Genomic DNA, 25,148 nt, shown 5'->3' on the forward strand with positions numbered 1-25,148 from the left:
CAAAGGAGGGGTGGGCGTTTAGGCCCCGCCTAGGGCTCCCCCCGGCTTCACCTTGGGGACCACCCGGGGGGCCTCCCGCTCCTCCTTGGCCTCCTGTGGCGCGGGCTCCTCCAGGGGCAGGCCCTCCACCACCCTCTGGAACTCCTCCGCGGTGAGGGTTTCCCGCTCCAAAAGGGTTTCCGCCACCCGTTCCAGGACCTCCCGCTTCTCTTCCAAAAGGGCCTTCACCCGGGCGTACTGCTCCTCTATGAGGCGGCGCACCGCCTCGTCAATGCGCCTTGCGGTTTCCTCGGAGTACTGGCGCACGTCGTACCCGCCCAGGTAGGTGTCCTCCCTTAGGGCGTAGGCCACGGGCCCGAACTCGGGGTGCATGCCCCACTCGGTGATCATCCGGCGGGCCAGCTCCGTGGCTTGGCGGAAGTCGTTCTCCGCCCCCGTGGTGATGTCCTCAAAGATGAGCTCCTCCGCCGCCCGCCCCGCCAGGGCCACGGCGATCTGGTCTAAAAGGCGCTTTTTCGTCCAGTGGAGCATGTCCTCCCGCCTGGGCATCATGAAGCCCAGGGCGCGGCCTCGAGGCACGATGGTCACCTTGTGCACCCCGTCCGCGTGCTCCAGGAAGTGGGCGGCCAGGGCGTGCCCCGCCTCGTGGTAGGCGGTGATGCGGCGGTCTCTTGGGGTAAGGACCAGGCTCTTCTTGGCCGGGCCCATCATCACCCGGTCCGCGGCCTCCTCCAGGTCCTTCATGGTGATCTTCTTCCGCCCCTCCCGGGCGGCCAGGAGGGCGGCTTCGTTGAGGAGGTTTTCCAGGTCGGCCCCCACGAAGCCCGGGGTGCGTTTGGCGAGAAGGGCCAGGTCCACGTCCTCCGCCAGGGGCTTGCCCCGGGCGTGGATCCTCAAGATCTGCTCCCTTCCCCGCACGTCGGGGGCGTCTATGGCCACCTGCCGGTCAAACCGGCCCGGGCGGAGGAGGGCGGGGTCCAGGACGTCGGGGCGGTTGGTGGCGGCCATGACGATGATGGTGGAGTCCTTCTCAAACCCGTCCATCTCCACCAGGAGCTGGTTGAGGGTCTGCTCCCGCTCGTCGTTCCCGCCCCCCACGCCGCTTCCCCGCCTGCGGCCCACCGCGTCGATCTCGTCTATGAACACGATGCAGGGGGCGTGGCGCTTGGCGGTCTCAAAGAGGTCCCGCACCCGGGCCGCCCCCACCCCCACGAACATCTCCACGAAGTCCGAACCCGAGGCGGTGATAAAGGGAACCTTGGCCTCCCCGGCCACCGCGCGGGCGATGTGGGTCTTGCCCACCCCAGGAGGGCCCACCAGGAGGACCCCCTTGGGGATGCGGGCCCCCATCTCGTGGAAGCGCCCGGGGTTTTTCAGGAACTCCACGATCTCTTTGAGCTCCTCCTTGGCCTCCTCGGCCCCCGCCACGTCCTTAAAGGTCACCTTGGGGGCCTCGGTGAGAACCTTGGCCCGGCTTTTGGTGAAGCTGAAGGCCCCGTCGGAAGGCCCGGTGCGGGCGGTGCGGGAGAAGTAGAAGAGGGCCCCCAGGAGAAGGCCCACCAGAAGGAGAGGCCAGAGGAAGCCCAAAGGGCTCTGCCCCGCGGGGGGTTCCACCCGCACCGCCACCCCGAGCCGCCCCCAGTCCTCCAGGAGGCGGGTGTCCGGGGGGGTGGGGGCGTAGGTGGTGAAGGTGGAGCCGTCGGTGAGGGTGCCCTGGATGCGGGTTTCCCCCGAGCGCACCGCCACCTCCTTGACCCGGCCCGCCTTGAGGTCCTCGAGGAAGGTCGTGTAGTTCACCGTGCCCGTGCTTCCCCCCACCGTGCCCGCCAGGCTGATGGCCCAGGCCAGGAGGAGAAGCCCCAGGATGAGCACCAGGAAGTTTAAGGGTACGCGGGACATCCCACCTCAGGGTACACCCTGGCCCCGGGCCTGGGGTAGCGGGCCGCACAATGATAAAGATACGCTCAACTCTCTTGACAAATGATTGGATGGAAGCTTACACTGGGCTCTGAGGTGAAGTATGGCCAAGGCAGTGGGCATTGACCTGGGTACCACCAACAGCGTGATCGCCGTCATGGAGGGCGGGAAGCCCGTGGTGCTGGAGAACGCGGAAGGGGAGCGGACCACCCCCAGCGTGGTGGCCTTCCGGGACGGGGAAACCCTGGTGGGCCGCATGGCCAAGCGCCAGGCGGTCCTGAACCCCGAGGGGACCATCTTTGAGGTGAAGCGCTTCATCGGCCGCCGCTACGAGGAGGTGCAGGAGGAGGCCAAGCGCGTGCCCTACAAGGTGGTCCCCGGCCCCGACGGGGGGGTGCGCATCGAGGTGAAGGGCAAGCTCTACACCCCCGAGGAGATCAGCGCCATGGTCCTCCGCAAGCTGGTGGAGGACGCCTCCAAGAAGCTTGGGGAAAGGATCACCAAGGCGGTCATCACCGTGCCCGCCTACTTCAACAACGCCCAGCGGGAGGCCACCGCCAACGCGGGGCGCATTGCGGGCCTCGAGGTGCTGCGCATCATCAACGAGCCCACCGCGGCCGCCCTGGCCTACGGCCTGGACAAGAAGGGGAACGAGACGGTCTTGGTCTTTGACCTGGGGGGCGGGACCTTTGACGTGACCGTGCTGGAGATCGGCGAGGGGGTCTTTGAGGTGAAGGCCACCTCCGGGGACACCCACCTGGGCGGCAGCGACATGGACCACGCCATCGTGAACTGGCTGGCCGAGGAGTTCAAGCGGGAGTACGGGGTGGACCTCAAGGCCGACCGCCAGGCCCTCCAGCGGCTTATTGAGGCGGCGGAGAAGGCCAAGATTGAGCTTTCCAGCACGGTGGAGACCACCATCAGCCTCCCCTTCATCGCCCTGGACCCCGCCACCAAGACCCCCCTCCACTTGGAGAAGAAGCTCACCCGGGCCAAGTTTGAGGAGCTCATCGAGCCCCTCTTAAAGCGCCTCCGGGGTCCCGTGGAGCAGGCCCTAAAGGACGCGGGCCTCACCCCCGCCCAGATCGACGAGGTCATCCTGGTGGGTGGGGCCACCCGGGTGCCCGCGGTGCAGCGGGTGGTGAAGGAGTTCCTCGGCAAGGAGCCCAACCGCTCCGTGAACCCCGACGAGGTGGTGGCCATGGGGGCCGCCATCCAGGCGGGGGTGCTCATGGGCGAGGTGCGGGACGTGGTCCTCCTGGACGTCACCCCCCTCTCCCTGGGGGTGGAGACCAAGGGTGGGGTCATGACCGTCCTCATCCCCCGGAACACCACCATCCCCACCCGCAAGTGCGAGATCTTCACCACCGCCGAGCACAACCAGACCGCGGTGGAGGTCCACGTCCTCCAAGGGGAGCGCCCCATGGCCCAGGACAACAAGAGCCTTGGCCGCTTCCGCCTCGAGGGCATCCCCCCCATGCCCGCCGGGGTGCCCCAGATCGAGGTCTGCTTTGACATCGACGCCAACGGCATCCTCCACGTGACCGCCCGGGAGAAGTCCACGGGCAAGGAGGCCTCCATCACCATCCAGAACACCACCACCCTCTCCGAGGAGGAGATCCAGCGCATCATTGAGGAGGCCCAGCGCCACGCGGAGGAGGACCGGCGCCGCAAGGAGCACGCGGAGCTCAAAAACGCCCTGGACACCGCCCGCATCCAGGCCGAGCGGGTCCTCCAGGAGAAGCAGGGCACCCCCGAGGCCCGGGCCCGGCTGGAGGAGGCCATCCGCAAGGCCAAGGACCTGGTGGAGCGGGACGCCCCCGACCAGGAGCTCAAAGGGGCCACGGAGGAGCTCCTTCGGGCGGTCCAGGCCTACGAGGCGGGGGTCCAGGCCTCGGGCAGGGGTCCGGACGACGTGATCGACGCCGACTACAAGCCCGCGGAGTAAGCCTGCCCCTTCCCCCGCCGCGGGGTCCCTCGCGGCGGGGGAAGGGCCCAAGGAGGAAGGCATGGAACGGGAAAACCACCTGGAGGAAACCCTGCAGGAAGACCTGAAGGAGGTGGCGGAGGAGACCCTTCGCCTGGAGGAGCGCCTGGCCCAGACGGAGGCCGAACTCCAGGCCCTAAAGGACCGGTACCTCCGCCTCCTGGCCGACTTTGACAACTACCGCAAGCGCATGGCCGAGGAGCTCAAGGCGCGGGAGGAGGAGGGGGTTTTGAAAGCCCTAAGGGCCCTCCTTCCCGTGCTGGACGATCTGGAAAGGGCCTTGGAGTTCGCCGAGGCCAAGCCCGAGACCATCCTCCAGGGGGTGAGGGCGGTGCGGGAGGGCTTTTACCGCATCCTCTCCACCCTAGGGGTGGAGGAGGTGCCCGGGGAAGGGGAGGCCTTTGACCCCCGGCACCACGAGGCCATCGGCCTCCTCCCGGGGGAGGCGGGCAAGGTGGCCAAGGTCTTCCAGCGGGGCTTCCGCCTGGGGGCGCACCTGGTCCGCCCGGCCCGGGTGGCCGTGGGCCAGGAGAAAAGCCCCGAGGAGGAGGGCGTGGAGTAGGCCATGAAGGATTACTACGCCATCCTGGGCGTGCCTAAAAACGCCACCCAAGAGGAGATCAAGCGGGCCTACAAGCGCCTGGCCCGCCAGTACCACCCCGACGTGAACAAGAGCCCGGAGGCGGAGGAAAGGTTCAAGGAGATCAACGAGGCCTACGCCGTCCTCTCCGACCCCGAGAAGCGGAGGATCTACGACACCTACGGCACCACCCAGGCCCCGCCCCCTCCGCCCCCTGGGGGGTACGACTTCTCGGGCTTTGAGGTGGAGGATTTCTCCGACTTCTTCCAGGAGCTCTTCGGGGGCGGGCTCTTCGGGGGGTTTGGCCGGAGGCGGGGCCCTAGGCGGGGCCGGGACCTACGGGCCGAGCTCCCCCTCACCCTGGAGGAGGCCTTCCGGGGCGGGGAAAGGGTCTTGGAGGTGGGGGGGCGGCGGGTCGCGGTCTCCATCCCGCCCGGGGTGGGGGAGGGGGCTACCCTCCGCCTTTCGGGGATGGGAGGCCCTGGGGAGCCGCCGGGGGACCTCCTCCTCACGGTGCGCCTCCTGCCCCACCCCCGCTTCCGCCTCGAGGGCCAGGACCTCTACGCCACCTTGGACGTCCCCGCGCCCATCGCCGTGGTGGGGGGCAAGGTGCGGGCTGAAACCCTGGAGGGGCCGGTGGAGGTCACCATCCCCCCCAGGACCCAGGCCGGGCGGAAGCTCCGCCTAAAGGGGAAGGGCTGGCCGGGGCCCGGGGGGCGGGGCGACCTCTACCTGGAGGTGCGCATCACCATCCCCGAGCGCCTCACCCCCGAGGAGGAGGCCCTTTGGAAGAAGCTTGCGGAGGTGTACCATGCTCGCGCGTAGCGCTTTCCTCTCCCTGGAGGCCCTGGAGGCCTACGGCCTCTCCTTGGGGGCGGTGCGGGCCTACGTGGAGATCGGCTTCGTGGAGCCCGTGGAGGTGGAGGGGCGGTGGTACTTCCGGGAGGCCGATCTCCTGCGCATGGCCAAGGCGGAGCGCATCCGCCGCGATCTAGGGGCCAACCTCATCGGGGCGGCCTTGGTGGTGGAGATCCTGGAGCGTTCCTAGGGACATTCCTCCCAGCCTTTTTCCCTTAAAATCCCTCTTGAGACCTCCCCTTTCCTTCTCGCGTTGCCCCCCTGGTTGCTCCCCACCTTCTCTAGCGGCTTTCCTCATAAAACTTGACAATATGTTTGTTAGGTGATATGCTAACATCAGCAGGAGGTAAGGGATGAACCTGGAACGCTGGACCCAAGCCGCGCGGGAAGCCCTGGCCCAGGCCCAGGTCCTGGCCCGGAGCATGAAGCACCAGGCCCTGGACCGGGCCCACCTCTGGGCCGTGCTCCTTAAAGATCCCACGGGCCTCCCCGCGCGGCTTCTCGCCAAGGCCGGGGTGGAGGCGGCCGCGGTGCGCAAGGAGGCGGAGGCCGCCCTGGCCCGCCTCCCCCGGGTGGAGGGGGCCGAAGGGGGGCAGTACTTGACCCGCGAGCTCGCCGCCACCCTGGACCGGGCGGAGGCCCTCATGGGGGAGCTCGGGGACCGCTTCGTGGCCCTGGACACCCTGGTCCTGGCCTTGGCGGAATCCACCCCAGGCCTCCCGCCCCTGGAGGCCCTTAAGGCCGCGCTCAAAGAACTTAGAGGAGGTAAGACCGTGCAGACGGAACACGCGGAGGGCACCTACAACGCCTTAGAGCAGTACGGCATTGACCTGACCAGGATGGCCGCGGAGGGGAAGCTGGACCCGGTGATCGGCCGGGACGAGGAGATCCGCCGGGTGATCCAGATCCTCCTCAGGCGCACCAAGAACAACCCCGTGCTCATCGGCGAGCCGGGGGTGGGGAAGACGGCCATCGTGGAGGGCCTGGCCCAGCGCATCGTCAAGGGGGATGTGCCCGAGGGGCTGAAGGGGAAGCGCATCATCTCCCTGCAGATGGGCTCCCTCCTCGCCGGGGCCAAGTACCGCGGCGAGTTTGAGGAGCGCCTGAAGGCGGTGATCCAGGAGGTGGTGGGGAGCCAAGGGGAGATCATCCTCTTCATCGACGAGCTCCACACCGTGGTGGGGGCGGGCAAGGCGGAAGGGGCCGTGGACGCGGGCAACATGCTGAAGCCCGCCCTGGCCCGGGGGGAGCTCAGGCTCATCGGGGCCACCACCTTGGACGAGTACCGGGAGATTGAGAAGGACCCGGCCCTAGAGCGGCGCTTCCAGCCCGTCTATGTGGACGAGCCCAGCGTGGAGGAGACCATCTCCATCCTCCGGGGCCTTAAGGAGAAGTACGAGGTCCACCACGGGGTGCGCATCTCGGATAGCGCCCTCATCGCCGCGGCCACCCTTTCCCACCGCTACATCACGGAAAGGCGCCTGCCCGACAAGGCCATTGACCTCATTGACGAGGCCGCGGCCCGCCTGCGCATGGCCCTGGAAAGCGCCCCTGAGGAAATAGACGCCCTGGAGCGCCGGAAGCTCCAGCTGGAGATTGAGCGGGAGGCCCTGAAGAAGGAGAAGGACCCCGAGGCCCAGACCCGCCTTAAGGCCATAGAGGAGGAGATCGGGAAGCTTGCCCAGGAGATCGCCACCCTCCGGGCGGAGTGGGAGAAGGAGCGGGAGGTCCTAAGGCGCCTCCGCGAGGCCCAGCAGCGCCTGGACGAGGTGAGGCGGCAGATTGAGCTGGCGGAAAGGCAGTACGACCTGAACCGGGCCGCCGAGCTCCGCTACGGGGAGCTGCCCAAGCTCGAGGCCGAGGTGGAGGCCTTAAGCCAGGAGCTCAAGGGGGCCCGCTTCGTGCGCCTGGAGGTCACGGAGGAGGACATCGCCGAGATCGTCTCCCGCTGGACGGGCATCCCCGTGTCCCGCCTCCTGGAGGGGGAAAGGGAAAAGCTCTTGAGGCTTGAGGACGAGCTCCACAAGCGGGTGGTGGGGCAGGACGAGGCCATAAGGGCGGTGGCCGACGCCATCCGCCGGGCCCGGGCCGGCCTCAAGGACCCGAACCGCCCCATCGGGAGCTTCCTCTTCCTGGGCCCCACGGGGGTGGGGAAGACGGAGCTGGCCAAGACCCTGGCGGCCACCCTCTTTGACACCGAGGAGGCCATGGTGCGCATTGACATGACGGAGTACATGGAAAAGCACGCGGTCTCCCGGCTCATCGGGGCCCCGCCCGGGTACGTGGGCTACGAGGAGGGCGGCCAGCTCACGGAGGCCGTGCGCCGCAGGCCCTACACCGTCATCCTCTTTGATGAGATTGAAAAGGCCCACCCCGATGTCTTCAACCTCCTCCTGCAGATCCTGGACGACGGCCGCCTCACGGACAGCCACGGGCGCACGGTGGACTTCCGCAACACGGTCATCATCCTCACCTCCAACCTGGGTAGCCCACTGATCCTGGAAGGGCTCCAGCAGGGTCTCCCCTACGAGGCCATCCGGGATCGGGTCTTCCGCGAGCTCCAGCGCCACTTCCGCCCCGAGTTCCTGAACCGTTTGGACGAGATCGTCCTCTTCCGGCCCCTCAGCAAGGAGCAGATCCGGCAGATCGTGGAGATCCAGCTGGCCAACCTGCGGGCGCGCCTAGGGGAGCGCCGCATCAGCTTGGAGCTCACGGAGGCCGCCAAGGACTTCCTGGCGGAGCGGGGCTACGACCCGGTCTTCGGGGCGAGGCCCCTCAAGCGGGTCATCCAGCGGGCGCTGGAAACGCCCTTGGCGGAAAAGATCCTCTCCGGGGAGATCAAGGACGGGGACAAGGTGGTGGTGGAGGCCACGCCCCAGGGCCTGAGCTTCCAGGTGGCCGCCCGGATAGAGGCCTAAGGAGGAGCCTATGCGGCTGGAGGAGTTCCTCGCCAAGGCTTACCAGGACGAGCTTCTGGACGCCTTCCGGGCGGAGCGGGCGGCGGAAGGGGTGCCCTACCCCCATGTCCGCGCCCTCCTCCTGGAGGTGGCGAAAAGGGAGCGGGCCCACGCGGAGGCCATCGCCGAGGCCCTAAGGGCCCGTTCCCTGCCCCTTCCCCCAAGCCCTAAGGCGGAGGAGATCGCCCCCGAGGCCCTCCTCCGCCTCCTCTCGGAGGAGGGGTTTGACCGGGCCCACTATTTGGAAAGCACCTTCCCCGACCCCGCACTGGAGGCCCTCTTCACCCGCATCGGGCGGGAGGAGGCCCTGAACCAGGAGGCGGTGCGCAAGGCGGTGGTGCTGATGGGAGGTAGCCTATGATCCGCAAAGAGGAGATTCGGCGCATTAAGGAGACCGTTCTGCCCAAGGAGGCCCCGGTCCTTTCCCTCTACCTGGATGTAAACCCCGCCCACCCCGAAAACGCGGGGCGGGCCTACGCCCTTCGGGCCAAGGACGCCATGAAGGCCCTGGGGGTGCCCGAGGGGCTTATGGAAAGGGTCTTGGAGGTGCTCAAGAACCAGGTGCTGGAGGCCAAGACCGCGGTCTTCTTCGTGGGGGAAGACCTGTTTGAGACCCTCCTCCTCCAGGTGGAGCTGCCCTTGGTGCGGAGCGTCGAGACCGCTTTCCTGGACGAGAAGGGGGGGCGCTACCTGGTGGACGGGGTTCTGGCCCACTGGGGCGAGCCCTTTGCCCTCCCCTTGGTCTACGCCCTGGACGAGTACGAGCGCTACGGCGTGGTCTACGTGGACGGGGAAAGGTGGCGGGTCTTTGAGATCTTCCTCGGCGAGATAGAGGAGGTGGAGGACGCCTTCTTGGCCCTGGATACCGAGGCCTGGCGGCGCCTCTCCCTGGATGCCCCCGGCCGGCGCTTCAACCTGGGAGGGATCGCCCGGGGTGGGGCGGGGCAGGACCTCTTCGCCAAGCGCCTCGAGGCCTGGGAGGGCCGCTTCTACAAGACCCTGGCCCACGAGCTGGAGCGCCTTTCTGAGGCGCGGGGCTTCACCCGCCTCATCCTCATGGGCCCCCTGGAGCACACCGCCCTCTTCAAGGCCCACCTCTCCAAGCGGCTCAGGGAGCGGGTGGTGGCGGAGCTCCCCTCCCTGCCCCACCCCGGGGCCACCCCGGGCCAGGTCTTAAAGCGCCTGGAGCCCGAACTTTCCAAGATTGAGCGGGAGGCGGAGCTCAGGCTCCTTAAGGAGCTGGAGGAGGCCTACCCCAAGGCCCTCTTCGGCCCCGAGGTGCTGGAAAGGCTCCAGGAGGGCCGGGTGGAGCTTTGGGTTCTCCCCTGGAGCCTGGGGGAGGAGGTGTACCTCTGCGACGGCCTGGCCTTTGCGGAGGAGGCCAGGGCCTTGGCCTTCTGCGAGGCCCCTTTGAAGAAGCCCCTCGCCCTTCTGGTGCCGGAGCTTTCCGCGGGCTACGGCGCCAAGGTGGAGTTCGTGCGGGGCGAGGCGGAAAAGGAGCTGCTGGAGCGCGGCGGCATGGCCGCCCGCTTGCGGTGGTAAAGGAGGTGAGGAAGGATGGTGCGGTTTGACCCCTTCAAGGAGCTGGAGGAGCTTCAGGAGCGGCTGGCCCGGGCCCTGGGGGCCCAGGGGCAGGGGCCCAGGACCTACGCCCCCCCGGTGGACATCGTGGAGGACGGCGAGGGGCTTCACATCCTGGTCTACCTCCCGGGGGTGGACCCGGAGAAGGTGGAGGTGGTGGCCGAGGAGGGCGTGCTCTCCGTGAAGGCGGAGCGGCCTTTTGAGAAGCGGGAGGGCGCCACCTACCACCGCCTGGAGGGCCCCTACGGCACCTTTGCCCGGGGCTTCAACGTGCCCAACACCTTCGACCTCTCCAGGGTGCAGGCCCGCTTCCGCCACGGGGTGCTCCACCTTCTCGTCCCGCGGGCGGAGGCCACCCGGCCCAAGAAGATCCAGGTGCAGGTGGAATGAGGAGGTGAGGTATGCGGCGCACCACGCGGTACATCCTGGCCACCTCCAACCCCATGGGGGACTTGGAGGCGTTGGAGAAGCTGGTCCGCCTGGCCCCGGACACGGGGGCGGACGCCATCGCCCTGGTGGGCAACCTCATGCCCAAGACGGCGAAGAGCCGGGACTACGCGGCCTTCTTCCGCATCCTCTCCGAGGCCCATCTCCCCACCGCCTACGTCCCGGGCCCCTTGGACGCCCCCATCTGGGAGTATCTCCGGGAAGCGGCCAACGTTGAGCTCGTCCGCCCGGAGATGCGCAACGTCCACGAGACCTTCACCTTCTGGAAGGGGCCCTACCTGGTGGCGGGCATTGGGGGCGAGATCCTGGACGACGGGGAGCCCGAGGAGAAGGAGGCCCTCCGTTACCCCGCCTGGGTGGCGGAGTACCACCTGAAGGCCCTCTGGGACCTCAAGGACTACCCCAAGATCTTCCTCTTCCACACCATGCCCCACCACAAGGGGCTGGGCGAGGGGGGGAGCCACGAGGTGGCCCACCTCATCAAGACCCATAACCCCCTCCTGGTCCTGGTGGCCGGCCGGGGGCAGAAGCACGAGATCTTGGGGGCGAGCTGGGTGGTGGTCCCGGGGGACCTTTCCGAAGGGGAGTATAGCCTCTTGGACCTCCGCTCCAGGAAGCTGGAGACGGGGAACGTGCGCTAGGGACCGGCCCCCCACTGAAGCGAAAGCTTCGGTGGGGGGCCAAAGGATAAGGTTTCGCGGCCGTTTTCTTCCGCGTGGGGATTTTCCCAGGGGAGGGTGTCTGGCCGACATGAGCGTGGCGATCTGTCCCAACTGCGGGGCCAAAAACCGCCTCGGCCGGCCGCCGGCGGGCCAGGTGCCCGTCTGCGGGGCCTGTAAGGCGCCCCTGCCCTGGGTGGTGGAGGCGGACGGGAAGACCTTCGCCCAGGAGGTGGGGGGTGCGCCCTTGGTCCTGGTGGACTTCTGGGCCCCCTGGTGCGGCCCCTGCCGCCTGGTGGCCCCGGTGTTGGAGGAGCTCGCCCGGGAGCACGCGGGCCGGCTCAAGGTGGTGAAGGTCAACACCGACGAGAACCCGGATCTGGCCGGGCGCTATGGGGTGCGGAGCATCCCCACCCTGGTCCTTTTCCAAAAGGGGCACCCGGTGGCCACCTGGGTGGGGGCCCAGCCCAAGCGGGTTCTTTGGGAGCGGCTTAAGCCCTACCTGGCGTAGGGGGTGGAGCATGTTGGAGAAGATCTGGCCTTTCCGTTCCCGGTTCCGTAAGGTGGTGGAGGAGGCTTTGGAGAAGGCCTTTGGGGAGGAAGGAGGGGTGCTGGAACCCCTTTCCGAGCTCTCCGAGGCGGAGGACCACTACCTCCTCCGGGTGGAGGTGCCGGGGCTCGGCCCCGAAAACCTCGAGGTCCGCCTGGAGGGGGACCAGCTGGTGATTGAGGGGGAGAAGAGGGAGGAAAAGCGCACCAAACACCTTTCCGAGATCGTCTACGGCCGGATCTACCGGGCCTACCTCCTGCCCAAGGACGCCAAGAAGGAGGGCCTCGAGGCCCGCCTCTCCAAGGGGGTGTTGGAGGTTAGGATCCCCCGGGAGAAGCGCCCCGAGGAGCCCCCGGTGCGGATTCCCGTCCAGGAAGGGTAAGTGTTCAGGCCTATCTGGGAGGTGAACCCATGCTGATGAAGGTGGCCGAGTTTGAGCGCCTCTTCCGCGAAGCCGCGGGGCTGGATGTGGACAAGAACGACCTGAAGGTCCTTTCCGATTTCCTGCGGAACAAGCTCCACGACCTCCTTTTGCTGGCGGAGCGGAACGCCAAGTACAACGGCCGGGACATCGTCTTTGAGCCCGACCTCCCGGTCACCAAGGGCCTTTCCGAGACCCTCAAGGAGTTCCGAAAGCTTGGGGTGGCCCTGGAGCTTAAGCCCGTTCTGGAAGCCCTTGCGGCCTTGCCCCCTCTGGATCTCGCGATTTCCGAGGATGTGGAAAGGCTCCTTCCCGAGCTGGCGGGGGCCTTGGTGGTGGCCTACGCCCGGGTGATCCGGGAGCTGGACCCGGCGGTCAAAAACCCCACCCCCGAGCACCACGAGCGGGCCCGCCGGGTTTTTGACCTCCTCCTATGAGCCAGGTCCAGCTGGTCCGCCTGTTCCGCCTGGGGGTTCAGGCGGTGTTCAACCTGGTCATCGTGGCCCTCCTCATCGGGCTCTTCGTGGGGGTGGTCCGGACCTTTTTGGAGCTGGGCCTCACCCTCTCGGAGCCCACGGTGCGGCTGGGCCTGAAAGAGCTCATCACCAACGTGCTCAGCCTGGTGGTGGTCCTGGAGCTGGTCCGGGCTTTTGTGGAGTACTTTGAGTTTGAACGGGTGCGCCTGGAGATCCTGTTGGAGGTGGGGGTGGCCCTGGCCCTCCGGGAGCTCCTTCTCCTCCTCTTTGCCGAGAAGCTCGGGGGCCTGGAGGTCTTCTTATGGTCCTTGGGGATCCTGGCCCTGGTGGTGGGGCGCACCCTGGCGGTGTACTACTCCCCGGTTAGGAGGAAGGCGTGAGGGTGGAGGAAGTGGTCCTGCCCGGCGTGGGGCGGAAGTTCACCGTGACCGTGGGCAGCGGGGACCGCATCGTCATCGTGGTCCACAACTCGGGCAAAAGGGAGCTCCAGTACTTTGAGGCCGGGGAGGAGGACGAGCCCGCCGCGGCCCTGGACCTCACCGACGAGGAGGCCCGGGAGCTTGGGGCCATCCTGGCGGGGGTCCTCTTCCATCCCGAGGCGGTGGGGGACACGGAGAGCAAGCTGGGGAGCAAGGTCATTGAGTGGGTGCGGGTCCTCCCCGGCTCCCCCCTGGCGGGGCGGCGCCTGGGGGAGATCGCCCTTCCCCCGGGGGCCCACATCCTGGCGGTGGACCGCCCCGGGGCCCCCCTCATCCCCCACCCCGGCCCCGAGGTGGTGCTGGAGCCGGGGGACACCCTGGTGGTGGCGGGGAGCCGGCAGGCGGTGGAGGCCTTGAGGAGGCAGTTCTGATGCACCCTTCCCTCGAGGCCTTCGCCTTGGCCGCGGGGCTTCTGGCCCTGGGGGCGGCCTTGGTCCACCGCCTGGGCTTTCCCCCGCTTCCCGTCTACCTCCTCATCGGCCTCCTGGTGGGGGAGAGGCTTCCGGTGGAGGAGCTGGAGCCCCTGCCCTCCTTGGGGCTTTTGCTCCTCCTCTTCAGCGTGGGGCTGGAGTTCGGCCCGGACCGGCTTAGGTCCCTTTCAGGGAAGGCCTTGAGGGCGGGGTTTTGGGATGCCTTGGCCCTCCCTTTGGGGTTCCTCTTGGGGCTCCTTCTGGGCCTGGACCTGCGGGGGGCGGCCCTCCTGGCGGGGGTGGTCTACGTGAGCTCCAGCGCGGTCATCGTCAAGCTCATCGTGGACCTCCGCCGGGCGGCCAACCCCGAAAGCGAGGTGGTCCTGGGGGTCTTGGTCCTGGAGGACGTGGCGGTGGCCCTCCTCCTGGCCCTTCTGGGCGGGGAGGGGCCTTGGGGTTTCCTCCTTAGCCTTTTCCTGGCCCTGGCCTACCTGGCCTTCGCCCGGTACCTGGGCCCTCCCCTGGTGCGCGCCGTGGAGGCCTTTTCCGATGAGCTTGTCCTCCTCCTGGGGGCCGCCCTCACCACGGGCACCGCCCTCCTCTTCCACGCCGCGGGGGCTTCGGAGGGCGTGGGGGCCTTCCTCATGGGGGTGGTGGCGGCAAGCCTGGGCCTTAGGGAGCGCCTGGAGCACCTCTTCGGCCCGGTGCGGAACCTGGGGGTGGCCCTCTTCTTCCTGGTGGTGGGGGCCGAGGCGCTGAAGCTTCTTCAAGGCTTCTCCCCCGGGCTTTTCCTCTCCGTCCTCCTGGCCCTTCTCCTGAAGCTTCCCCTGAACCACCGGGGGGCGGCCTTGGCGGGGTTGGGCCTTCGCCGGAGGCTTTACGCCGCGCTTTACCTGGTGCCCCGGGGGGAGTTCAACCTGGTCCTGGGGACGCTGGCCCTGGGCCAGGGGTATCCCGTGGTGGCCCAGTTCGCGGTGCTTCTCGTGCTCATCTCCATCCCCCTGGGGGCCCTGCTTATCCGCTTTGCCCCCGAGATCGGGGCGCGGCTTTACCCCCGCAAGGCCATGGGAACCGCTTAGTAGGGCTTGGGAGAGCCGTTAAGATAGCCAAGGAGGCCCTATGGAGGTGTTCTTCCAGCTTTTCTGGCTTTTTTTCATCCTTTCCGCCCTTTCCCCTTACTTCCAGCAGCAGTGGCTCCTAGGAGCCCGGGCGCGCAAGATGGCCGAACTGGAGCGGAAGCGGGGGAGCCGGGTCATCACCCTCATCCACCGGCAGGAGGCGGTGAGCTTTTTGGGGATTCCCATCAGCCGCTTCATCAACATCGACGACTCCGAGCAGGTCCTTAGGGCCATCCGCCTCACGGACAAGAACGTGCCCATAGACCTCATCCTCCACACCCCAGGGGGGCTGGTCCTGGCGGCGGAGCAGATCGCCGAGGCCCTCCTCCGCCACCCCGCCAAGGTCACGGTCTTCGTGCCCCACTACGCCATGTCCGGGGGGACCCTCATCGCCTTGGCCGCGGACGAGATCGTCATGGACGAAAACGCCGTCTTGGGCCCCGTGGACCCCCAGCTTGGCCAGTACCCCGCGGCCAGCATCCTCAAGGTGTTGGAGAAGAAGCCCCTTTCGGAGATCGACGACCAGACCCTCATCCTGGCGGACGTGGCGGAGAAGGCCCTCAGGCAGGTGAAGGCCACGGTGAAGAACCTGCTTCTCAAGCACATGCCCGAGGAAAAGGCCGAGGAGGTGGCCCACCTCCTCTCCCAGGGCACCTGGACCCACGACTACCCCATTGACGTGGCCCAGGCCCGGGCCATGGGGCTTAAGGTGTCCACGGAGATGCCCCTGGAGGTCTACGAGCTCATGGAGCTTTACCCTCAACCCCAAGGGGGCAAGCCCAGCGTCCAGTACGTGCCCGTGCCCTACCGGGGGGAGCCCGGGGGGAGGTAGGGGGTGCTCCCCCTTTACGACGTCAACCGGGCCCGGCGCCCCGCCTTGGTGGTGAAGGCCCTGGTCCTCCTCAACGCTCTGGCCTTCCTCCTGGAGCTGGCCTGGGGTCCGGAGGCGGTGATCCAGGCCTTGGGCTTCATCCCCGCCCTCTTCTTCCAAGACCCCTTGGGGGAGGGGTACCGCCTCCTCACCAGCATGTTCCTCCACGGGGGGTTCTTCCACATCTTCTCCAACCTGTGGTTCCTTTGGATCTTCGGGGACAACGTGGAAGACCGCCTGGGCCACGGGCGCTTTCTCCTCTTCTACCTCCTTGGGGGGGTGGCGGCGGCCCTGGCCCAGGGGATCATGGACCCCGCCTCTTCCGTGCCCATGATCGGGGCCAGCGGGGCCGTGTCCGCGGTGCTTGGGGGTTACTACGTCCTTTTCCCCCGGGCCTACGTGGTGGCCCTGGTGTGGTTCATCCTGCCCTTCACCTTGGCCCTGCCCGCGGGGTTCTACCTGGGCTACTGGGCCCTCTTGCAGCTCCTTCAGGGCCTCGCCGGGGTGCCCGGCATCGCCTTCTGGGCCCACCTCGGGGGGTTCCTCTTCGGGGCCTTCACCGTGCGGGCCTTTGCCCCCAGGTGGCGGCGCTGGTAGACTCCTAACCATGAAAGTCCAGGACCTCATGACCCAAGACCCCGTCTGCGTGGGACCGGAGGAGACCCTGGAGCGGGCGGCGGAAATCCTTCTGGAAAAGCGCTACGGCGGGCTTCCCGTGGTGGACGGGGAGGGGCGGCTTCTGGGCCTCCTCCAGGTGGAGGACCTCCTGCCCCGACCCGAGAACATCCCCTTTTCCGACGTGGAGGCCTGGCAGCTCTTCGGGGAGTGGGTGGACGAGGGGGTGCTGGAGGAGATCTACCGGCGCTACCAGAAGACCCCGGTGGAGGCGGCCATGCAAAGGGAGATCCCCCGGGTCCACCCCGAGACCCCTCTGGGGGAGGCCCTTAGGATTCTGGTGACCACGGGGGTGCGCCACCTGCCGGTGGTGGACGGGGAGGGGCGGGTGGTGGGCATCATCACCCGGAGCGACTTCCTCAAGTTCTTCCTGCGGAGGGCCTGATGCACGGGGCGGGGCATATCCTCGAGGTCTTCTACCTTCTCCTGGCCGCCCAGCTCATGGCCTACCTCTTCCGCAGGCTGGGCCAGCCGGTGGTCATCGGGGAGGTCCTGGCGGGGATTCTGGTGGGCCCGGCCCTCCTCGGCTGGGTGCACGAGGGGGAGATCCTGGAGTTTTTGGCGGAGCTTGGGGCCATCTTCCTCCTCTTCATGGTGGGCCTCGAGACCCGCCTGAGGGACATCCTGGCCGTGGGCAAGGAGGCCTTTTTGGTGGCCGTCCTGGGGGTGGCCTTCCCCTTCGTGGGGGGGTACCTCTTTGGGCTCCAGATCGGGTTCCAAACCCTTCCCTCCCTTTTCCTGGGCACCGCCTTGGTGGCCACCAGCGTGGGCATCACCGCCCGGGTCCTGCAGGAGCTCGGGGTGCTCTCCCGCCCCTACGCCCGCATCATCCTGGGGGCCGCGGTCATTGACGATGTCCTGGGCCTCATCGTCCTGGCGGTGGTGAACGGCGTGGCCAAGACCGGGGCCGTGGAGTTTGGGGCCATCCTCCAGCTCATCCTCCTCTCCCTGGCCTTCGTGGGGGTGGCCGTGGCCCTGGCCCCCCTCTTCGCCCGCCTCCCCCTGGACCGCCTCCCCGTGGGGAGCCCCGTGGGCTTTGCCCTGGCCTTTGGGGTGGGGATGGCCGCCCTGGCGGCCACCATCGGCCTCGCCCCCATCGTGGGCGCGTTCCTGGGGGGGATGCTCCTCGCCGAGCTTCGGGAAAAGTACAAGTTGGAGGAGCCCATCTTCGCCATCGAGGGTTTCTTAGCCCCCATCTTCTTCGCCATGGTGGGGGTGAGGCTGGAGCTTGCGGCCCTGGTTCAGCCCGCCACCTTGGTGGCGGGGGCCGTGGTGAGCGTCATCGCCATCCTAGGGAAGGTCCTGGGCGGGTTCCTGGGGGCCCTCACCCAGGGGTACCGGGCGGCCACCGTGGTGGGGGTGGGCATGGCCCCCCGGGGGGAGGTGGGCCTCATCGTGGCCGCCTTGGGCCTGGCCGCGGGGGCGGTGAACGAGGAGGAGTACGCCATCGTCCTCTTCATGGTGGTGGCCACCACCCTCTTCGCCCCCCTGGCCCTGAAGCCCCTCATCGCCTGGGCGGAAAGGGCCAGGAGGGTGGGTGGGGACTAGAGGGTTAGGGCCCGGTAGGCGGCGTAAGCGGAAAGGACCCCGGCCAGGTACTCCCGGGGCTCGTCCCTTTCCTGGAAGCGGAGAAAGGCCCAAAGGTCCCCCTCCCGGGCCAGACCCCTCAGGGTGTAGCCGATCCCGCCGTTGTAGGCGGTGACCGCGCAGGCCAGTACCCCTTCCGGGGGCACGGCGTTTTGGCACCGGTCCAAGAGCCAGCGCAGGTAGCGGGCGGCGTAGCGGATGCTCGTCCTTGGGTCAAAGGGGTCTCCCGGGGCCTCCCCCAGCATCCGGGCCACGTCCCGCCAGGTGGCCTCCACGAACTGCCCAAGCCCCTTGGCCCCCGTGGGGCTCACCGCCAGGGGGTCAAAGCGGCTTTCCACGTGGAGGAGGGCGAAGAGAAGGTTGGGGTCTAGGCCTTCCCTCTGGGCGTACCCCTCCACCCAGGCCCGGTAGGGGCGGGGGTAGGCCAAGGCGCTGGGCCAACTGGCGCGGATCCCCTCCCGGTAGGCCCCGCCCTCGTAGAGGAGGGGGACCAGGGCGGGCCAGTCCCCGGGCCTCATCCAGAGGGCGTGGCGCACCACCCCCCGGGCCCATCCGTCCCGGTCGGCCTGCAGGAGGCCCCGGAAGAGGGGCGCTTCGGGCGGGGAAGGGGTCTTTGGGGCCGGGGGAGGTGGGGGCGGCCTCTTGCCCACCAAAAGGCCCAGCCCCCCTTCCAGGAGGGCCAGGGCCTGGGCTTGGGCCTCCCCTAAGCCCAGCCTCCCCGCCAGGAGGTAGGCCCGAAGGGCGGCGTCGTCCCGGTAGGGGCTTTCCCGCCGGGCAAGCTCCAGGTAAAGGGGCAGGGCCTCCTCCGCCCTTCCTGCCCGTTCCAGAAGGGCCGTGGCCCGCCAGAGGCCCCCTGGGGTGCTTTCCCGGTAGAGGGCCACCGCCTCCTCCCGGCGCCCCTGCCGCTCCCGGATAAGCCCCAGGGCGTAGCGGCTTTCGGGGTGGGGGTAGCGGCGGAAGGCGGCCTCGGCCTCCTCCAGCCGCCCGAGTTGGAAGAGGGCCCAGCCCAGGCCCAAAAACCCCCTGGGGTCCCGTTCCGCCCAGGCCCGGTAGTGGGGAAGGGCCTCCCGGTAGCGGCCCAGGCGGTAGAGGGCCTGGGCCCTAAGATCCGGACGCCCGCCTTCCGGGAGCACCTCCAGGAGCACCTGGTAGGCCCGGCCTTGGAAAAGGGCCTCGTAGAGCCTCTCCCCGCTTCCCAGGCGGAGGAGGGCAAAGGCGGCCTCCTCCTCCGGAAGAAGCCTCGCCCAGGCGGAGAAGGCCCGGGGGTCTTTGGCCTCCTCCAGGAGGCGGGCCGCTCTACGCCAAAAGGGCCTCGCCTCCCAGCCCGGCTCAAAGGCCCGCACCTCCTCCAGGAAAAGGGCGTAGCGCCAGGCGTACTCCGCCCGCTCAGCTAAGGGTAGGCCCTCCTCTTCCAGGAGGGCCACCCCCGCCAGGAGGCTGGCGTACCCCTCCCCCCGGAGGGCCAGGTCCCTCAGGGCCACAGGATCGCTCCCCTCCAGGAGGTGGAAGGGCGGGGGGACCTCCTGGCCCCGGCAGGCGGAAAGGAGGAGGAGAAGGCCCAGAAGAAGGCGGCCCATGCCCCAAGCCTAGCCCCTTTTCTTGAGAGGGCGGTAAGGGTCCAATCCTTACCACGGGGAAAGGCCCCCTGGCGGAAGGCGGGGGGGGCAGCTTAGCCTAGGAGGGCTTATGGAAGGCCGGATTCCCCCCCATAACCTCGAGGCCGAGCAGAGCGTCCTCGGGGCCATTATGCTGGACCACAGCGTTTTGGACGATATAGAGGGCCTCCTCCCTTCCCCCGAGGCCTTCTACGCGGAGGCCCACCGGAAGATCTACGCCGCCATCCAGACCCTGAGGGCCCAGGGCCAGCCCGTGGACCTGGTCACCCTGCAGGAGGAGCTCCGCCGGAGGGGGGAGCTTGAAGGGGTGGGGGGGCTTTCCTACCTCCTGGAGCTCTCCGAGGCTACCCCCACCGCGGCCTACGCGGAGCACTACGCCCGCATCGTGGCGGAGAAGTGGGCCCTAAGGCGCCTCATCCAGGCCGCGGGGGAGGCCATGCGCCTGGCCTACGAGGAGGCGGGGGGCCTGGACGAGATCCTGGACCAGGCGGGGAAGAGGATCCTCGAGGTGGCCCTCGCCCAAAAGGAGGCGGAGGCCCGCCCCATGCGCGAGCTGGTCCACGACACCTTTGAGCACATCGAGGCCCTCTACCAGAGCAAGGGCCAGGTGGCGGGGGTGCGCACGGGCTTCAAGGAGCTGGACGAGCTCATCGGGGCCCTGGCCCCGGGCTCCTTAAACATCATCGCCGCCCGCCCGGCCATGGGCAAGACGGCCTTCGCCCTCACCATCGCCCAGCACGTGGCCTTGAAGGAGGGGGTGGGGGTGGGGATCTACTCCCTGGAGATGCCCGCGGCCCAGCTCACCTTACGCATGATGTGCTCCGAGGCCCGCATAGACATGAACCGGGTGCGCTTGGGCCAGCTCACGGACCGGGACTTCACCCGGCTGGTGGACGTGGCGGGCCGCCTTTCCGAGGCCCCCATCTACATTGACGACACCTCGGACCTCACCCTCATGGAGCTCCGCGCCCGGGCCCGCCGCCTAAAGCACCAGTACGGGGTGGGGCTCATCGTCATCGACTACCTCCAGCTCATGTCCGGCCCCGGGGGGGGCAAGAACGGGGAAAACCGCCAGCAGGAGATTGCCGCCATCTCCCGGGGGCTCAAGGCCTTAGCCCGGGAGCTGAACCTGCCCGTCCTGGCCCTAAGCCAGCTTTCCCGGGCGGTGGAGAACCGCCCCAACAAGCGCCCCATGCTCTCTGACCTAAGGGAGTCGGGCTCCATTGAGCAGGACGCGGACCTGGTGATGTTCATCTACCGGGACGAGTACTATAACCCCCACTCGGAGAAGGCGGGCATCGCGGAGATCATCGTGGGCAAGCAAAGGAACGGCCCCACGGGCACGGTGGAGCTCCAGTTCCACGCCCAGCACGTGCGCTTCAACGACCTGGCCAAGGAATAAAGCTCCCCGGGGCCTTTAGGCCCCGGGGAGGAAAGGGAAGCCTCTATTTATTGGCCCCCTGCCGCCAGAGCGGGGAGGACGGTCCCCGGGAAGAGGCCGAGGAGGAGGAGCAGGAGCCCCACCAGGAGGGCCACGTTCCGGGCCAGGGGCCTGGGGGCGGCCTCCGCCTCCCCCTTCTGGAAGGGGGCCAGGGCCAGGGCCAGGTAGTAGTAGGCGCTCGCCGCGCTGGTGAGGAGGGCGAGGACCAAAAGCCCCCACTGCCCCGCCTTGGCGGCCTCGCTGAAGACCAGGTACTTCCCCCAAAACCCCGCCAAGGGGGGAAGCCCGAGGAGGGAGAGGGCGGAGAGGAAGAGGGCCAGGCCCAGGAAGGGGTCCTTATGGAAAAGCCCCTTGAGCCTTTCCAGGGGCACCCGGTCCGGGGAGACCTCCGAGAGCACCGCGAAGGCCAGGCCCGTGGCCAAGACGTAGGTGAGGAGGTAGAAGCCCAGGGCCTGGGCGTTATTGGTGTAGAGGGCCAGGGCCATGTAGCCCGCGTGGGCGATGGAGCTGTAGGCGAGAAGGCGCTTGGCCTCCTTCTGGACCAAAGCGGCCAGGTTCCCGAGGAGGACGGAAAGGGCCACGAGGAGGGCCAGAGCCTCGCTGGGCCCCGGGGTGGCGATCCGGAGCAGAGCGGCGAAGGCCGCGGCCTTGACCCCGGTGGCCATGAAGAGGACCACGGGGGTGGGGCTCCCCTGGTAGACGTCCGGGGTCCAGAAGTGGAAGGGGGCCAGGGCCACCTTGAAGCCCAGGCCCACCAGGAGGAGGCCCAGGGCCAGGGCGTAGAGGGGGCCCGCCCCGGGGGCGCCCGCCTCGAGGCTCCCCGTGGCCCCGAAGTGGAGGGCCGCCCCGAAGAGGAAGAAGGCCGCGGCCAGGGCCCCCAGGAGGAAGTACTTGAGGGCGGCCTCCAGCCCCTCCCCCCGCCGCCAGGCGGCCAGGGCGTAAAGGGGGAGGGAGAGGGCCTCCAGGGCCACCAGCATGAGGATGAGGTTCTTCGTGGAGGCTAGGAGGTGCATCCCTAAGGCGGCGTAGAGGACGAGGAGGTGGAACTCAAACCGCCTGGAGCGCACCAGCCCCACCGTCCAAAGGGCCCCCAGGAGGGCGAGAAGGGTGAAGGTCTGGCTCACCCCGTCCACGCGGTAGGGGCCCACCTCCAGGGGCTTCCCCCAGGAGGCGAGGAGGGCCACCACCCCCAGGGAAAGCCCCAGGATGGTGAGCCGCTTCAGGAGGCTTGCCGAGACGAAGAAGCCCAAAAGGGTCAGGGCCACGGCGAAGAGGGCGAGGACAAGAAGGGTCATGCGCCACCTCCTAAGGCCCGGGCCAGGGCCTCGGCCAGGGGCTCAAGGCCCTCCAAGAAGAAGCCCGGGAAGAGCCCGAGGGCGAGCAGGGCCAAGGCGGAAAGGCCGGCGAAGGCCCACTCCTCCCCCTTTAGGTCCGCCACCTCCTTGCCCCCCTCCTCCCAGAAGGCCTTCTGGAAGGGGGTAAGGGCGTAGGCCGCGGCGGCGATCACCGAGAGGAAGGCCAAAGCGGCGAGCCAGGGGCTTGCCTGATAGGCCCCAAGAAGGGTGAGGAGCTCCCCCGGGAAGCCCGCCAGCCCCGGAAGGCCGATCATGGCCAGGAAGAGGAAGAGGAAGAGCGCGGCAAGCCCCGGGGCGCTTCTCGCCAGGCCCCGGTAGCGCCCGATCTCCAGGGTGCTGGTCCGCTCGTAAAGCCGGCCTACCAGGAGGAAAAGGGCCCCGGTGTACACGCCGCTGGCCGCAAGGAGGAAAAGCCCCCCCAAAGCGCCCTCCTCCGTGCCGGAGAAGACCCCCAGGGCGGCCACCCCCATGTGGGATACCCCGGCGTAGGCCAGGAGGGTTTTGAAATCCGGGGCGCTGAAGGCCACCCAGGCCCCGTAGAGGGCGGAAAGGGCCGCCAGGAAGAGGAGAAGCCCCTGCACCTCGGCGAAGCCCTCCGGGGCCAAGGGCAGGGCGAAGCGGAAGAAGGCGAAGACCCCCACCTTGTAGAGGGTGCCCAGGGCGTCCGCGAGCCCCGAGGGGTGGTTCTCACGGTGGAAGAGGGGAAGCCAGGCGTGCACGGGGAAAAGCGGGGTCTTCACGGCAAAGGCCAGGGCGAAGCCCAGGAAGACCCAGAAGGCGGCGCTGCCCTTCACGGGGTGGGCCAGGAGGTCCTCCAGGAGGAAGCTCGGGCTTCCCCCCAAGGCCTTCACCGCCAGGATGGCCGCCAGCATGGGCAAGGACCCCGCCAGGGTGAAGAGGAGGAAGGTGTAAAGGGCCCGCACCCGCTCCGCCCCCCCGTAGAAGAGGAGCATGAGGAGGGCGGGGATGAGGGCCGCCTCAAAGAAGAGGTAGAAGACGAGAAGGTCCCGGGCGGCAAAAAGCCCCAGGAGCATCCCCTCCATGAGGAGGGCGAGCCCCAGGAAGCGCCCCTCCACCCGCGCAAGAAGCGCCCCCAGGAGGACCGTGAGGCTTACGGTGAGGAAGAAGAGGGCGGAAAGCCCGTCCAGCCCGAAAGCCCAGTAGACCCCAAGCCCGGGGAGCAGGGGGGCCTGGACCCCGTAGGCCACCCCGCCCGGGTGGGCCAGGAAGAGGTAGAGGTTGAGGAGGAAGGTAAGCCCCGCCCCCAGGAGGCCAAGGCCCCGGGGGAGTCCTAGGAGGAGGAGAAGCCCGAAGAGGACCGGTAGGAGGATGGCCAGGATTACCACCGCATCACCCCCAGAAGGACCAGCACGCCCAGCACGAAGAGGAGGGCGTACACCCTAAGGTAGCCCGCCTGGAGCCGGGTTAGGCCCTGCCCCAGGTCCCGCACCGTGCCCCCAAGCCCGAAGAACCCCTTAAGGAGAGCCCCATCCCCCAGGAAGAGGGCCTCCGCCAGGGCCTTTAAGGGGTTCACGATGAGGGCGTTGTAGATCCGGTCCGCGTAGAAGGCCTCCCGGGACCAGGCCTCAAAGGCCAGGTACCAGCCGGGAAGGGCCTTCTTCTGGAAGAAGGTGTACCCGGCCCAAAGGCCCAGGAGGGCCACCAGGGCCGAGAGGCCGATGAGGGCCCACTCCGCCCCCAGGGAGAGGTGGTGGGCTTCCACCTCCGCCAGGGCGGGCTTCAGGAAGGGCTCGAGGACGTTGGGCAAGGGGTGGGGCAGGGCCAGGTACCCCGCCAGCACCGAGCCCAGGGCCAGGAGGTGGTTGGGCCAGAGCATCACCGGCGGGGCCTCGTGGGGGTGGTGGTGATGGCCCCGCTCCTCCCCTAAGAAGACCAGGACGAACCAGCGCATGGCGTACATGGCGGTGAGGACCGCCACCAGAAGGGCCCCTACGTAAAAGCCCATCCCCCCGAAGGGGTAAGTGAGGGTGGCGGCGAGGATGGCGTCCTTAGACCAGAAGCCCGAGAGGAGGGGAAGCCCCCCCAGGGCCAGGGCCCCGATGAGGCCGTGCCAGCGCGTCTGGGGCAGGTGCTTCCAAAGCCCCCCCATCCTCCGCACGTCCTGCTCCCCGCCCAGGGCGTGGATCACGCTCCCCGAGGCCAGGAAGAGGAGGGCCTTGAAGAAGGCGTGGGTGAAGACGTGGAAGAGGGCCACCCAGTAGGCCCCCACCCCCGCGGCCAGGAACATGTAGCCCAGCTGGCTGATGGTGGAGTAGGCCACGATCTTCTTGATGTCCGTCTGGCCAAAGGCGGAAAGGGCCCCGTAGAAGGCGGTGAGGAGGCCCACCACCGCGATGGTGTAGGAGACGTCCGGCAGGGCGCTATAAAGGAAGGAGCTCCGGGCGATGAGGTAGACCCCCGCGGTCACCATGGTGGCCGCGTGGATGAGGGCGGAAACCGGGGTGGGGCCGGCCATGGCGTCGGGGAGCCAGACCATGAGGGGCACCTGGGCGCTCTTCCCCACCGCCCCAAGGAAGAGGAGGAGCCCGGCCAGGGCCAGGAGCTCGGGGTTCTTCAGGGGGCCTTCCAGGGCCTCTTTGAGCTCGCTGATGGAGAGGGTGCCGTAGAGGGCCCAGAGGATGGCCATGCCCAGCATGAAGCCCAAATCCCCGATGCGGTTCACGATGAAGGCCTTGCGGGCGCTGTCCGCGTACTGGACGTTTTGGTACCAGAAGCCGATGAGGAGGAAGCTCGCCAGGCCCACCCCCTCCCAGCCGATGAACATCACCGGGTAGCTGTCGGCCAGGACCAGGGTGAGCATCATGGCGATGAAGAAGTTGAAGTAGGCGAAGAAGCGGCTATAGCCGGGGTCCCCCGCCATGTAGCCGATGGCGTACACGTGGATGAGGAAGCCCACCCCGGTGACGATGATGAGCATGAAGCCGGAGAGGTTGTCCAGAAGGAGGCTAAAGGGGATCCCGGGGAGCCACTCCGCGTGGAAGTGGGCACCCCCCCTAAGGAGGAGGCCCACTCCCAGCAGAAACGAGGCCAGGACCAGAAGGGAGGCCAGCACGCCGGGCAGGGGCTCCTTCATCCTGCGGCCGAAAAGCCCCAGGAGGGCGAAGCCCAGGAGGGGAAGGAGGATGGTTCCGAGAAGCGCCAT

25 protein-coding genes are annotated in these 25,148 nt (G+C 68.3%); 20 read left to right on the plus strand and 5 right to left on the minus strand.

The window, feature by feature from the left end; all coding sequences use genetic code 11:
• Positions 1-18: 18 nt before the first annotated feature.
• The gene (gene ftsH, locus B043_RS0101965) at positions 19-1,899 is read right to left on the minus strand and encodes an ATP-dependent zinc metalloprotease FtsH (RefSeq protein WP_018460760.1); all 1,881 of its coding nucleotides are present in this window, start codon (positions 1,897-1,899) and stop codon (positions 19-21) included.
• Between the two features lie 121 nt (positions 1,900-2,020).
• Between ftsH and dnaK the strand changes: the two genes are divergently transcribed.
• From dnaK to B043_RS0102060, 19 genes are all read left to right on the plus strand, one after another.
• On the plus strand, positions 2,021-3,865 hold the full coding sequence (dnaK, locus tag B043_RS0101970) for a molecular chaperone DnaK (protein WP_018460761.1): 1,845 nt from the start codon (positions 2,021-2,023) through the stop codon (positions 3,863-3,865).
• 61 nt (positions 3,866-3,926) lie between these two features.
• Positions 3,927-4,466: a nucleotide exchange factor GrpE gene (locus B043_RS0101975; RefSeq protein ID WP_018460762.1), complete on the plus strand. Its 540-nt coding sequence runs from the start codon at positions 3,927-3,929 to the stop codon at positions 4,464-4,466.
• Between the two features lie 3 nt (positions 4,467-4,469).
• On the plus strand, positions 4,470-5,309 hold the full coding sequence (locus B043_RS0101980) for a DnaJ C-terminal domain-containing protein (protein WP_016328939.1): 840 nt from the start codon (positions 4,470-4,472) through the stop codon (positions 5,307-5,309).
• Entirely contained in the window at positions 5,296-5,532 is a 237-nt protein-coding gene (locus B043_RS0101985; RefSeq protein ID WP_016328940.1) for a chaperone modulator CbpM, read from the plus strand. The genes B043_RS0101980 and B043_RS0101985 overlap by 14 nt, the downstream gene beginning before the upstream one ends.
• Positions 5,533-5,695: 163 nt before the next feature.
• Positions 5,696-8,260 carry an ATP-dependent chaperone ClpB gene (gene clpB, locus B043_RS0101990; protein WP_018460763.1) on the plus strand — a complete coding sequence of 855 codons (2,565 nt, stop codon included), beginning with the start codon at positions 5,696-5,698 and terminating at the stop codon, positions 8,258-8,260.
• A gap of 10 nt (positions 8,261-8,270) precedes the next feature.
• Positions 8,271-8,660 (plus strand): ferritin-like domain-containing protein, encoded by a 390-nt coding sequence (locus B043_RS0101995; RefSeq protein ID WP_018460764.1) that lies wholly within the window; start codon positions 8,271-8,273, stop codon positions 8,658-8,660.
• Positions 8,657-9,841 (plus strand): VLRF1 family aeRF1-type release factor, encoded by a 1,185-nt coding sequence (locus B043_RS0102000; RefSeq protein ID WP_018460765.1) that lies wholly within the window; start codon positions 8,657-8,659, stop codon positions 9,839-9,841. Before B043_RS0101995 ends, B043_RS0102000 begins: the two co-directional genes overlap by 4 nt.
• Positions 9,842-9,856: 15 nt before the next feature.
• The gene (locus B043_RS0102005; RefSeq protein WP_016328944.1) at positions 9,857-10,270 is read left to right on the plus strand and encodes an Hsp20/alpha crystallin family protein; all 414 of its coding nucleotides are present in this window, start codon (positions 9,857-9,859) and stop codon (positions 10,268-10,270) included.
• Positions 10,271-10,281: 11 nt separating this feature from the next.
• Positions 10,282-10,968 carry a metallophosphoesterase family protein gene (locus B043_RS0102010; RefSeq protein WP_018460766.1) on the plus strand — a complete coding sequence of 229 codons (687 nt, stop codon included), beginning with the start codon at positions 10,282-10,284 and terminating at the stop codon, positions 10,966-10,968.
• Positions 10,969-11,077: 109 nt separating this feature from the next.
• A complete protein-coding gene (trxA, locus tag B043_RS0102015) occupies positions 11,078-11,497 on the plus strand; it encodes a thioredoxin (RefSeq protein ID WP_026234083.1) in 420 nt (139 codons plus the stop codon).
• Between the two features lie 10 nt (positions 11,498-11,507).
• Complete coding sequence (locus B043_RS0102020; protein ID WP_016328946.1) at positions 11,508-11,918, plus strand: Hsp20/alpha crystallin family protein; 411 nt, start codon at positions 11,508-11,510, stop codon at positions 11,916-11,918.
• A gap of 29 nt (positions 11,919-11,947) precedes the next feature.
• A complete protein-coding gene (locus B043_RS0102025) occupies positions 11,948-12,394 on the plus strand; it encodes a DUF1931 family protein (RefSeq protein WP_018460768.1) in 447 nt (148 codons plus the stop codon).
• Positions 12,391-12,813 (plus strand): phosphate-starvation-inducible PsiE family protein, encoded by a 423-nt coding sequence (locus B043_RS0102030; protein ID WP_016328948.1) that lies wholly within the window; start codon positions 12,391-12,393, stop codon positions 12,811-12,813. The genes B043_RS0102025 and B043_RS0102030 overlap by 4 nt, the downstream gene beginning before the upstream one ends.
• A complete protein-coding gene (locus B043_RS0102035; RefSeq protein ID WP_018460769.1) occupies positions 12,810-13,283 on the plus strand; it encodes a cation:proton antiporter regulatory subunit in 474 nt (157 codons plus the stop codon). Before B043_RS0102030 ends, B043_RS0102035 begins: the two co-directional genes overlap by 4 nt.
• Entirely contained in the window at positions 13,283-14,401 is a 1,119-nt protein-coding gene (locus B043_RS0102040) for a cation:proton antiporter (protein WP_018460770.1), read from the plus strand. Before B043_RS0102035 ends, B043_RS0102040 begins: the two co-directional genes overlap by 1 nt.
• 40 nt (positions 14,402-14,441) lie before the next feature.
• On the plus strand, positions 14,442-15,272 hold the full coding sequence (locus tag B043_RS0102045) for an SDH family Clp fold serine proteinase (protein WP_018460771.1): 831 nt from the start codon (positions 14,442-14,444) through the stop codon (positions 15,270-15,272).
• Between the two features lie 3 nt (positions 15,273-15,275).
• Positions 15,276-15,908 (plus strand): rhomboid family intramembrane serine protease, encoded by a 633-nt coding sequence (locus tag B043_RS0102050; RefSeq protein ID WP_018460772.1) that lies wholly within the window; start codon positions 15,276-15,278, stop codon positions 15,906-15,908.
• Between the two features lie 10 nt (positions 15,909-15,918).
• Positions 15,919-16,371, plus strand: a complete 453-nt coding sequence (locus B043_RS0102055) for a CBS domain-containing protein (protein WP_026234084.1) — start codon at positions 15,919-15,921, stop codon at positions 16,369-16,371.
• Positions 16,371-17,534: a cation:proton antiporter gene (locus tag B043_RS0102060; RefSeq protein WP_016328954.1), complete on the plus strand. Its 1,164-nt coding sequence runs from the start codon at positions 16,371-16,373 to the stop codon at positions 17,532-17,534. The genes B043_RS0102055 and B043_RS0102060 overlap by 1 nt, the downstream gene beginning before the upstream one ends.
• On the opposite strand, the gene B043_RS0102065 is transcribed toward B043_RS0102060, so the two are convergent.
• Positions 17,531-19,150 (minus strand): transglycosylase SLT domain-containing protein, encoded by a 1,620-nt coding sequence (locus B043_RS0102065; RefSeq protein WP_018460774.1) that lies wholly within the window; start codon positions 19,148-19,150, stop codon positions 17,531-17,533. The two genes, B043_RS0102060 and B043_RS0102065, sit on opposite strands and share 4 nt — an antisense overlap.
• Before the next feature lie 109 nt (positions 19,151-19,259).
• Between B043_RS0102065 and dnaB the strand changes: the two genes are divergently transcribed.
• Complete coding sequence (dnaB, locus tag B043_RS0102070; protein ID WP_016328956.1) at positions 19,260-20,591, plus strand: replicative DNA helicase; 1,332 nt, start codon at positions 19,260-19,262, stop codon at positions 20,589-20,591.
• 47 nt (positions 20,592-20,638) lie between these two features.
• Here dnaB and B043_RS0102075 read toward each other — a convergent pair whose 3' ends face one another.
• The 3 genes from B043_RS0102075 to nuoL are packed head-to-tail and all read right to left on the minus strand — an operon-like array spanning position 20,639 to position 25,148.
• Positions 20,639-21,925, minus strand: a complete 1,287-nt coding sequence (locus B043_RS0102075) for an NADH-quinone oxidoreductase subunit N (protein ID WP_016328957.1) — start codon at positions 21,923-21,925, stop codon at positions 20,639-20,641.
• Complete coding sequence (locus tag B043_RS0102080; RefSeq protein ID WP_018460775.1) at positions 21,922-23,331, minus strand: complex I subunit 4 family protein; 1,410 nt, start codon at positions 23,329-23,331, stop codon at positions 21,922-21,924. Before B043_RS0102080 ends, B043_RS0102075 begins: the two co-directional genes overlap by 4 nt.
• Positions 23,325-25,148: an NADH-quinone oxidoreductase subunit L gene (gene nuoL, locus B043_RS0102085; RefSeq protein ID WP_026234085.1), complete on the minus strand. Its 1,824-nt coding sequence runs from the start codon at positions 25,146-25,148 to the stop codon at positions 23,325-23,327. Before nuoL ends, B043_RS0102080 begins: the two co-directional genes overlap by 7 nt.

This window comes from Thermus oshimai DSM 12092 (assembly GCF_000373145.1).
Taxonomy (GTDB): Bacteria; Deinococcota; Deinococci; order Deinococcales; family Thermaceae; genus Thermus; species Thermus oshimai.

What these genes read in the sequence shown, in the direction of transcription:
- ftsH (WP_018460760.1), bottom strand. Translation starts at nt 1,899, where the DNA reads ATGTCCCGCGTACCCTTAAACTTCCTGGTGCTCATCCTGGGGCTTCTC.
- dnaK (WP_018460761.1), top strand. Translation starts at nt 2,021, where the DNA reads ATGGCCAAGGCAGTGGGCATTGACCTGGGTACCACCAACAGCGTGATC.
- B043_RS0101975 (WP_018460762.1), top strand. Translation starts at nt 3,927, where the DNA reads ATGGAACGGGAAAACCACCTGGAGGAAACCCTGCAGGAAGACCTGAAG.
- B043_RS0101980 (WP_016328939.1), top strand. Translation starts at nt 4,470, where the DNA reads ATGAAGGATTACTACGCCATCCTGGGCGTGCCTAAAAACGCCACCCAA.
- B043_RS0101985 (WP_016328940.1), top strand. Translation starts at nt 5,296, where the DNA reads ATGCTCGCGCGTAGCGCTTTCCTCTCCCTGGAGGCCCTGGAGGCCTAC.
- clpB (WP_018460763.1), top strand. Translation starts at nt 5,696, where the DNA reads ATGAACCTGGAACGCTGGACCCAAGCCGCGCGGGAAGCCCTGGCCCAG.
- B043_RS0101995 (WP_018460764.1), top strand. Translation starts at nt 8,271, where the DNA reads ATGCGGCTGGAGGAGTTCCTCGCCAAGGCTTACCAGGACGAGCTTCTG.
- B043_RS0102000 (WP_018460765.1), top strand. Translation starts at nt 8,657, where the DNA reads ATGATCCGCAAAGAGGAGATTCGGCGCATTAAGGAGACCGTTCTGCCC.
- B043_RS0102005 (WP_016328944.1), top strand. Translation starts at nt 9,857, where the DNA reads ATGGTGCGGTTTGACCCCTTCAAGGAGCTGGAGGAGCTTCAGGAGCGG.
- B043_RS0102010 (WP_018460766.1), top strand. Translation starts at nt 10,282, where the DNA reads ATGCGGCGCACCACGCGGTACATCCTGGCCACCTCCAACCCCATGGGG.
- trxA (WP_026234083.1), top strand. Translation starts at nt 11,078, where the DNA reads ATGAGCGTGGCGATCTGTCCCAACTGCGGGGCCAAAAACCGCCTCGGC.
- B043_RS0102020 (WP_016328946.1), top strand. Translation starts at nt 11,508, where the DNA reads ATGTTGGAGAAGATCTGGCCTTTCCGTTCCCGGTTCCGTAAGGTGGTG.
- B043_RS0102025 (WP_018460768.1), top strand. Translation starts at nt 11,948, where the DNA reads ATGCTGATGAAGGTGGCCGAGTTTGAGCGCCTCTTCCGCGAAGCCGCG.
- B043_RS0102030 (WP_016328948.1), top strand. Translation starts at nt 12,391, where the DNA reads ATGAGCCAGGTCCAGCTGGTCCGCCTGTTCCGCCTGGGGGTTCAGGCG.
- B043_RS0102040 (WP_018460770.1), top strand. Translation starts at nt 13,283, where the DNA reads ATGCACCCTTCCCTCGAGGCCTTCGCCTTGGCCGCGGGGCTTCTGGCC.
- B043_RS0102045 (WP_018460771.1), top strand. Translation starts at nt 14,442, where the DNA reads ATGGAGGTGTTCTTCCAGCTTTTCTGGCTTTTTTTCATCCTTTCCGCC.
- B043_RS0102055 (WP_026234084.1), top strand. Translation starts at nt 15,919, where the DNA reads ATGAAAGTCCAGGACCTCATGACCCAAGACCCCGTCTGCGTGGGACCG.
- B043_RS0102060 (WP_016328954.1), top strand. Translation starts at nt 16,371, where the DNA reads ATGCACGGGGCGGGGCATATCCTCGAGGTCTTCTACCTTCTCCTGGCC.
- B043_RS0102065 (WP_018460774.1), bottom strand. Translation starts at nt 19,150, where the DNA reads ATGGGCCGCCTTCTTCTGGGCCTTCTCCTCCTCCTTTCCGCCTGCCGG.
- dnaB (WP_016328956.1), top strand. Translation starts at nt 19,260, where the DNA reads ATGGAAGGCCGGATTCCCCCCCATAACCTCGAGGCCGAGCAGAGCGTC.
- B043_RS0102075 (WP_016328957.1), bottom strand. Translation starts at nt 21,925, where the DNA reads ATGACCCTTCTTGTCCTCGCCCTCTTCGCCGTGGCCCTGACCCTTTTG.
- nuoL (WP_026234085.1), bottom strand. Translation starts at nt 25,148, where the DNA reads ATGGCGCTTCTCGGAACCATCCTCCTTCCCCTCCTGGGCTTCGCCCTC.